At 48.4% G+C, this 9757-nt stretch carries 1 protein-coding gene; it reads right to left on the bottom strand.

Features of this window, described 5'->3' with window-relative positions; translation table 11 throughout:
* Positions 1-120: 120 nt before the first annotated feature.
* On the bottom strand, positions 121-9757 hold a 9637-nt coding region (locus tag ACVBIU_RS19465), incomplete at its 5' end, for a VCBS domain-containing protein (protein ID WP_447164950.1).

Here is a 9757-nt window from a genome sequence, read left to right on the forward strand (position 1 = left end):
AATATTCATGAGTGTTTAATTACCTCTTTAGTGATATTTGGTAATAGGTTGGAGGCAAAAAAGCAGTGGTAGGGTGACCACTGCTTTTATCGGTTCACGGATTGCTGTGACATCGGATCTTTAAAGCTGATTATGCATATCGTTCAAAGCTTGATGGAGTAGATCATCATCGTTTGCTTGATCAACGCCTTGATGCTCAATAGCATCATCAAGAGTGGTTAAGTCGTTATGGTGTACATCATGCTTATCGTCATCTAGCAGTGGGTTGTCAAACGCATCGACTTGATTGGTATCAAGCATATCGGCATCAGGTTCATTGCTGGTGAGTACCTGCATTTCGGGCAAATCATTCATCGATGACGCAGCGCTTTGTGGCGCGAGATCGTGATGACTCATACCGACCATCTGTAGATAGTGATCGATAGGCTCTGACGCTTCGACTTGGGCGGCGGGGGCTTGCTGCTCTGCTGCTGGGGCTTGCTCTTGAGGGGGAGAGCTTAAATCGTCGCCAGTATGAGTGAGCGTATTATCTGCCTGTACTAAATCATCTGCCTGCACTAAATCATCAGCCTGCATTGGATCATCAATAACGACATTAATCACAGGGTCGTCTTGAGGGGCATCACTCGCTACGGTCGCAGGTGATGCTGGGTGGCTAAAGGTCGGGGTGACCGTCATATCGAGCACTTCTGAGCCTAATGTCAGTTTTCCACTGTTGCCGGGCCCGTGGCTTAGTATGCTCACTTGAACATGCATCACCACATCATCATGGTGTGAGCCTTGTAGCGCGACTTCGAACCTATCTTCATGTACGCCTACATTTTGCGCCGAGCCATGTGGCCCCGTATGGGTATTGGCGTGCTCTTGATAACTCAGCTGCCCTGTTTTGGGGTTTATCGATAAGGTGCCCCATTGGCTGGTATAGGAGGTTTGATAGTGGCCATTAACCAATATTTTCCAACCTTGCTCGGCAACTGGAACTGGGGTTTGGGTTGGCAGTAACGTCGGTGCGCCCAAAGATGCGCCGATATGATGGCTGCCAGGTGGGGCTGTTACCACTATGGGGTCTGGCTTTGCTCCAGCGGCGATATTGAGTGCTGAATTAACGTTACCGTACTCATCAGTCATTATGGCTTTGACTATACTGCTTGGCGCCACTTCAAGGGTAATACCGTGGGCTAAACTGTTGGCATCGAGCACATGGTCGACGCCATTAATATTAAGGTGTTCGCCCACTTGGGCATCAGCTGCGGCATGCACTGTGGCGGTAATTGTCCCTGTATGGCCTTGAGCAATTTCTGCTTTACTGTAGACATTATCGCTGCCAGGGCTTTCAAAGGTAATACTTGGCATACCCACCTGTGTATCGGTGGCATAGTGCAAGACTTGGCTGGCGCTAGCTGAATTACCTGCAGTATCTGTGGTGGTTACGCTTGCTGTGATTGATGCGTTGGAGGCTAGCTCTGCGCCAGCGATATTAACGCTAAAGTGACCGCTATGATCAACCGTTGCGTTATAGCTATGTTGCCCGACAACTAAGTTAACGATATCACCTTGATGTGCATCACCACTGACTTGACCTGTCACGCTAATATCGGTACCACTCTCTTGTGCGTTGATAACATTATCGCTGGTGATGGGATCAAGCTGAATTGCTGCATTTGCCTGAGTATCAAGGGTAAAGGCTTGTGTGCCAGTGGTGGCGCTGCCGAGATTTCCGGCGCTATCTGTGGTGATAACAGTGGCTTCAATAGAGTGAATGGGTTGCTGCCCCGTCGCATAAATACTGTGGATATTCGCTTTAATTAAAGTCTGTGCAGGAACGGCAATAGAGTAATGCCCTTGAGCATCGACGGACCCTGTAAGTGAGCTAATTGTAGCGCCATTGATGCTTAAGCTAATAGCATCTCCGGTATTAAAGTCACCACTGACTTGGCCGCTGATATTAATACTTTGTCCTGACTCGGCGAGATTAATTATGTTGTCGGCGGTGACTGGGTTTACGCTGATATGAGGGATTGGGTTTTGAGTATCAACCAGTAAATGGGTGGTTATTTCTGGTGTTACGTTACCGGCAACATCAACGGCGCCCACTTTAATGGGATAGTTTTTATTGGCGGCCATATGGCTCTGGTGCTCGGATGCGTTGAGCGTTAGCTGCCAAGTTCCGTCTGCTTTCACGGTTGCAAGATAAACACTATTATCATCTAACTTCACATAGACCTGATCGCCTGCGGCAATGTTAGCGCTTGTGCCTGTGATCACGAGAGGTTGATTATTCTCAACGGCATTGAGTGCATTATCTTTTGAGATTGGGTCAACAGTGACAGTGACTGGCGTGGTATCTAAGGTATAACTGAAACTAGTGGCTGCCGAGGTATTACCTGCAATATCAGTTTGCCTCACTTGCAGGTTATTTTGGCCTTCAATAGGCGTGAACTGTGTCGTCCAGCTATGTCCGCCATCGATAGAGTATTCCAGTTTAGCGCCTGCTTCAGTGGCAATATTTAACTGGCCATCTTTAGTGATGAGATCGGCAGGTTGCCACGAATGGGCGCTGCTATCATGTTGTAATGCAACACTGGGCGCTGCGACTTGATTGTCTAAAGTAAAGGTGAACTGGGTGCTTGGCGATACATTACCCGCAGGGTCAGTTTGCCTCACGCTCACAGTATTGTGCCCTGACACTGGGGTAAAGCTTTGGCTCCATGTTTGACCATTATCCATTGAATATTCGACGTTGGCACCTTGCTCTTGGCCTGTAATAGTCAATGAGCCATCGTTGCTTATATGATCACCAGCAATGCCCGAATCGTGAGTCAGGGATAAGGTTAATGCCGCAGCGGTTAAATCTGCTGTTGGCGCTGTCTCGTGGGTTATTGATGAAACATTGCCTAAGTGATCGGTGACACTTGCGGTAACTGTGGCGCCGGGGGCAACTTCTATCTCGACTTTGCCAGCTAAAAATTCGGCTTTGGTAATTTGATGGCTGTTGCCGTTAATCGTGAGGATATCTGCGGGGTTGGTATCCGCAGGCAGAGCTACTGTCGCTGTGACAGTGCCAGCCGCTCCTGCTGCCACCTCCTGTACATTGTAGATATGATCGCTGCCTGCTGTTTCAAAGCTGATGCTTGGCGCATTGGCATGAGTGTCGACGCTGAAGCGATCAACTATGCCTGCTGCACCTGATGGTGTTTGGTTGCCGGCATTGTCAGTTGCTTGAATATAGGCGACGTAAACACCATCAGGTAAGTTGCTGGCATCAACACTGTAGCCACCTTTGCCATCTAATGTGGCATGCAGGGTTTCAATGATTTGACTGCCTTGCTTCACTACAATATCAACTTGCGCCGTGTCTAAACTGACACTGCCGCTGAATGTCGGTTGATGGTCTGCTTCAGTCTTCAAATTAACCTTCGCGATAGTGGGCGCGGTGTAATCCACTTCAATCGTTAGGCTTGATTGGCTTTGATTACCAGCCGCATCAGTTGCTGCGACACATATTGAATGTACGCCTTCAGCTAAGTGACTTGTCGTGAGCTGGTACGTCCCGCTAGCGTCGGCATTTCCTGTTGCGACAATGGTGCCATGCTCATCGGTAATGGTTACCGTTGAGTTGGCTTCTGCAATACCTGTAATAACGGGCGTGTGTTCATTGGTCAGGTTATCGTGATCTGATATGCCAGAATCGGAAGTTGCTGCTAAGTCTACATTCGGTGCAGCCGTACTGGTGTCCACTTTGATATCGAGTAGTGGCGAAACGACTGGTAACAAGGATGATGGTGCTAATGCTTTGGCAGATAAATTATGTGTGCCGTCATTCAGGCTTGAAAGGTTGGCAGTGTAATCACCGTTGGCATCAGATAGTGCATGGCCAACAGGGGTATTACCATCGTAAATAGTGACTTTAGAGAAAGGAACATCGGTAGTGCCGCAGATACTGGGCGTATTGTCATTGCTTAAGTTGTCAGTATTTGAAGCGCCACTGTCACTGGTCGTGGATAAATCAAGGCTCACCGCATTCGCTGGTGGGGTATTGCTGCCCGTTGGTAGACTCGGCGCGCTTGCCGTGATCAAGGGCGGGGTGGGGACTGTTGCCGTTACATGGGGCTGATTTCCGCTAGTGCTGGTGACTTGACCATTGGCATCGAAGGTCATGAACTTAGACGTTTCTGCGCCATGATTATCGGTTACTTTAACTTCAAAAACGTCTAAACCGTGGTAGGTATTCGTGGCACTGTTGTAGCTCATTCCAGTAATGGAAGCATTGGGGTTATAACTGTATGCTCCCGTCGTTGAGTCGACACTCAGATCGCCAAATTGACCATGAGCGCTAACCACTGAGAAGGTGTGCGTATCTTGAGTATCGACATCGGTTGCAGTTAATGTTCCTGTGGTTGGCGTCGTTTGCGCGACCGTGAGTTCAGGGGCATCATTGGTGCCTGTGATAGTCACGCTGATAATTTGTTTATCTCCGCCTTGGGTCAATACCTCATATTGCACCGTTTCGGTTTGCCCCTCTGCAAGATGTTGGATATTGGCATTGGGTACCGAGTAGGTCCAATCTCCTGCTTTGCCTATTGAGAGTGAACCACCAAATTGATCGCTTATAGCATGGACATTACGGCTAGAATGGAAATGATCCTGCCCTGCATCTGGATCTAACACATTGAGCACGCCTGTGGTGTATACGGTGTGCAGTGCATCCCCTTGTACATGGTGGTCTTCGGTAACCGAGCCTGACTTGTCACCTGTTATTATTGCTGCATCATTAATTGCAGCTAAGCTGGTGTTAGCCGACGTGTGTGTCACGCCGCCGTGGGCATCTAAGACGTCATAATCGAAATGGACTTGGCCGTTGTAGTCTTTTTCAGGATGGAAAGTAAACGTACCGTTTGGGTTGGCTGTAATAGTACCGTGGTCAGCAGTTAAATTAGCAATACTTAGCTGGCCTGCATCATTGTCATCAACGTCAGTGGCATTGGCAATAAGCTCGGCAGTGCTCAGTTGTATATCGGTATCTTCCGTTCCTTGGCTTAGCTGCACTTGCGCTGAAACAACGGGTGCATCATTGGTGCCATGGACTGTGACTGTAATATTCTGATGTGCGCTACCGTCAATAGATTCAACGGTAAAGGTTTTTTGGTAGCTTTCCCCCGACCCTAAATGCTGCAACTTGTCATTGTCTATGGTGTAAGCCCAGTTACCTCTGGCATTAATAAAGAAATGACCGCCCTCTGGGGTGGTAATATTCTGTGCAATAAAACCTGCTTGGTCATGGTCGGGATCGATAACATGTAAATTACCGCCGCTGTATATCTGATTGGTCGTATTTCCGAAGGAGGTGTGATCTTCGTAAACATGATTATCAATGCTGGAGTAGGGTGCCACTTCAATTCTTGCTTGATTATCTTCGCCAGTCACCTTCACCATAATGGTTAGCTTCTGACCGTCGTTGGTTTCTACTTCGTACGGTATCTCCATCGACTCGCCAGTATGCAAACTACTGATGAGATCGTCCGCATGGCGATTTCTAGCGCCTTCTAACCTAAATTGATAAGACCCATCGGGCCAAACATCAAGATGGCCCGGCGCATAACCTTGGCCTAAATATTTACCGCTAAAGACAAATTGAGTTTTATCACCGCTATCGGGATCCAGTAGCTGCAGGTTGCCTTTGTACGTTTTAAATTCACTATCGAGCGCTTGGTTTTCGGTGAGTTGAATTACATTAGATACAAGCGCTGCTTTGTCATCGGTTCCTTGAATCGTTAAATCTGCTGTTTGCTGGCTTTGGCCGCCATGACCATCATTGACAAGGTATGAAACGGCAATTTTAAGTGATTGACCACTAGCAAGGTGGTTATAGGCTGGGTTTGTCGCATCAATCATTAAGGTATGACCATCAGCAGCCAGTGATAGGCCGGATGGTAATTGTGTTGTGCTTGGAGCGCCATCGATAGAGTAAGTCAGTTGCTCGATATGAAGTGTATCGCCCTCAATATCTGTAGCGCCTGTAAGCAAGTCTAGATTATGACTTGCCCCTTCTTTGATGCTATCGGTTAATGGCGCAACATCTGGATTATCATTGATAGCGGTTAAAGTGGTAGATGCGCCTGTATGAGTCATTCCACCGTGAGCATCTTTTACGTCGTAATTGAAATGCACTTGGCCGTTATAATCTTTTTCAGGACTGAATGAAAAGCTGCCGTCTGTATTGATCGCAATAGATCCATGATCTGCATGCAGGTTGGTAATGGTGAGCAGTCCGACATCATTGTTATCGACATCGACAGTATTTTGTAGCAGTTGCGCAGCAGTGATGGTTTGGCGAGTATCTTCAGTGCCCGCATTAAGCAGCACTTCTGACGAGCAATAGGGACGATCATTACTGCCATGAATGGTAATGACGATATCGTGCGAAGTGCCATCTTTTGAGTGAACAGTAATCGTGTCGGTTAGGCTTTGGCCTTCGCCGAGCTGGTCAATCGCGGTGCCGCGAGTTGTGGGTCTCGCACCCATAGCGGCTCTATGCCCAGCATCAGCATGATAATGCCAGCTGCCATCAGTGAGTAAAATCAAATCACCATAGGTGCCGTGGTAGTCGTAACCATTGCTGCCTTGGCGTTCAAATCCTGACTCGCCAACATCGGGGTCTGTTATGGTCAGCTTGCCATCAGCATAAAGTGTGGCATTGCCAAGTGTGGCTATTCCCGGTTGGGCATGGTCGGGTGACATATCGACACCCGCGGTATTTTCGGATATCGAGCCAGTATCAACGCCACCAATTTGCGCTTTATCGTCAGTGCCGTTAATGGTGACGTTAATCTTCTGCTCGGTGCCATCGACGCTGTGAACAATGAGAGTATCGGTTAATGACTCACCTGATTTGAGCCCTTGAATAGCCGCTTGCGAGTTATCCGCGGTGTAAGTCCAGTGACCTAAGTTATTTATGGTTAAAGCACCAAACTGACCTTGCAAGGATGTTGCTGCAAACTGATTTTGTCCCGCATCGGCATCAGTCACGCTCAGCGCGCCATCAACGCGAAGCTGGCCACCATGAACGTCTTTGTCTTCCGTTACAGAAACTGCGGAAGTGCCTGCTATGATTGCTTTATCGTCAGTGCCGTTAATGGTGACGTTAATCTTCTGCTCGGTGCCATCGACGCTGTGAACAATGAGAGTATCGGTTAACGACTCACCTGACTTGAGCCCTTGAATGACCGCTTGCGAGTTATCCGCGGTGTAAGTCCAGTGACCTAAGTTATTTAAGGTTAAAGCACCAAACTGACCTTGCAAGGATGTGGCTGCAAACTGGTTTTGTCCCGCATCGGCATCAGTCACGCTCAGCGCGCCATCAACACGAAGCTGTCCACCGTGAACGTCTTTATCTTCCGTTACAGAAGCAGTGGAAGTGCCTGCTATGATTGCTTTATCGTCAGTGCCGTTAATGGTGACGCTAATCTTCTGCTCGGTGCCATCAACGCTGTGAACAATGAGAGTATCGGTTAATGATTCACCTGATTTGAGCCCTTGAATAGTCGCTTGTGAGTTATCCGCAGTGTAAGTCCAGTGACCTAAGTTATTTATGGTTAAAGCACCAAACTGACCTTGCAAGGATGTTGCTACAAACTGGTTTTGTCCCGCATCGGCATCAGTCACGCTCAGCGCGCCATCAACGCGAAGCTGGCCACCATGAACGTCTTTGTCTTCCGTTACAGAAACTGCGGAAGTGCCTGCTATGATTGCTTTATCGTCAGTGCCGTTAATGGTGACGTTAATCTTCTGCTCGGTGCCATCGACGCTGTGAACAATGAGAGTATCGGTTAATGACTCACCTGATTTGAGCCCTTGAATAGCCGCTTGTGAGTTATCCGCAGTGTAAGTCCAGTGACCTAAGTTATTTATGGTTAAAGCACCAAACTGACCTTGCAAGGATGTTGCTACAAACTGGTTTTGTCCCGCATCGGCATCAGTCACGCTCAGCGCGCCATCAACGCGAAGCTGGCCACCGTGAACGTCTTTGTCTTCCGTTACAGAAGCAGTGGAAGTGCCTGCTATGATTGCTTTATCGTCAGTGCCGTTAATGGTGACGCTAATCTTCTGCTCGGTGCCATCGACGCTGTGAACAATGAGAGTATCGGTTAATGACTCACCTGATTTGAGCCCTTGAATGACTGCTTGTGAGTTATCCGCGGTGTAAGTCCAGTGACCTAAGTTATTTATGGTTAAAGCACCAAACTGACCTTGCAAGGATGTTGCTGTAAACTGGTTTTGTCCCGCATCGGCATCAGTCACGCTCAGCGCGCCATCAACGCGAAGCTGGCCACCATGAACGTCTTTGTCTTCCGTTACAGAAACTGCGGAAGTGCCTGCTATGATTGCTTTATCGTCAGTGCCGTTAATGGTGACGCTAATCTTCTGCTCGGTGCCATCGACGCTGTGAACAATGAGAGTATCGGTTAACGACTCACCTGACTTGAGCCCTTGAATGACTGCTTGCGAGTTATCCGCGGTGTAAGTCCAGTGACCTAAGTTATTTATGGTTAAAGCACCAAACTGACCTTGCAAGGATGTTGCTGTAAACTGGTTTTGTCCCGCATCGGCATCAGTCACGCTCAGCGCGCCATCAACGCGAAGCTGGCCACCATGAACGTCTTTGTCTTCCGTTACAGAAACTGCGGAAGTGCCTGCTATGATTGCTTTATCGTCAGTGCCGTTAATGGTGACGTTAATCTTCTGCTCGGTGCCATCGACGCTGTGAACAATGAGAGTATCGGTTAACGACTCACCTGACTTGAGCCCTTGAATGACTGCTTGCGAGTTATCCGCGGTGTAAGTCCAGTGACCTAAGTTATTTAAGGTCAAGCTACCAAACTGACCCTGCAGAGACTCGCTAATAAATTGGTTTTGCCCACTATCGGGATCGAGCAGACTCAGCTGGCCGTCGGTATGAAGAAAGCCAACATTTACATCGGTATCTTCGGTTAGCGATGCGCTGGATACGCCGCTAATTTTGGCGACCTCATCGGTACCGTGGATAGAGATAGACACAATTTGGCTAACAGGTAAGCCAGAGCTATCAGTTGCTGTGACTCTAAATGTTTCGCTGGCCACCTGTCCGGCGTGGAGGCCGAGGGTATGCGCTGAGCTGTTGTCCAACTGATACTGCCAAACACCACTTTTTTCATCAATTAGGAGCTGGCCATATTGGCCTAGAGACTGAGGTACAGCCCAACTGAGGCTATCACCATGGTCTGGATCCGTTGTGAGTAACTGACCACTAACGGTATCAACATTGCCCATCTCATTTAGACTAGCAGCGTGCAGGCCTGAGATGGTCGGAAGGTCATTGCTGCCCTCAACTTCAACACTGATGACAGTATTAACTTTGTGTCCTAGGTTGTCAGTCGCTGTGATGGCAAATTGTTCAGTATGCTGCTCACCTTCAGATAGTGCGTTGGTTTGGGCTGAATGATTGTTTAGGTGGTAATGCCATTGTCCTGTGCTCGCATCTACAACGAGGTCGCCATATTGACCCTGCGAGTGTTCGGTAGACCAGGTGACAGAATCATTGCCTGTACCGTGTGCTTGAAGTTGTCCATTGACCGTATCAACAATCCCATCTTCTTTAACTTGTTGAATTTGTTCTTGACTATCTACTTGTAACAGTTTTTCATCAGTGCCAGTGCCAGTGCCAGTGCCAGTGCCAGTGCCAGTGCCAGTGCCAGTGCCAGTGCCAGTGCCAGTGCCAGTG

It is taken from the genome of Shewanella sp. 30m-14, assembly GCF_052977125.1.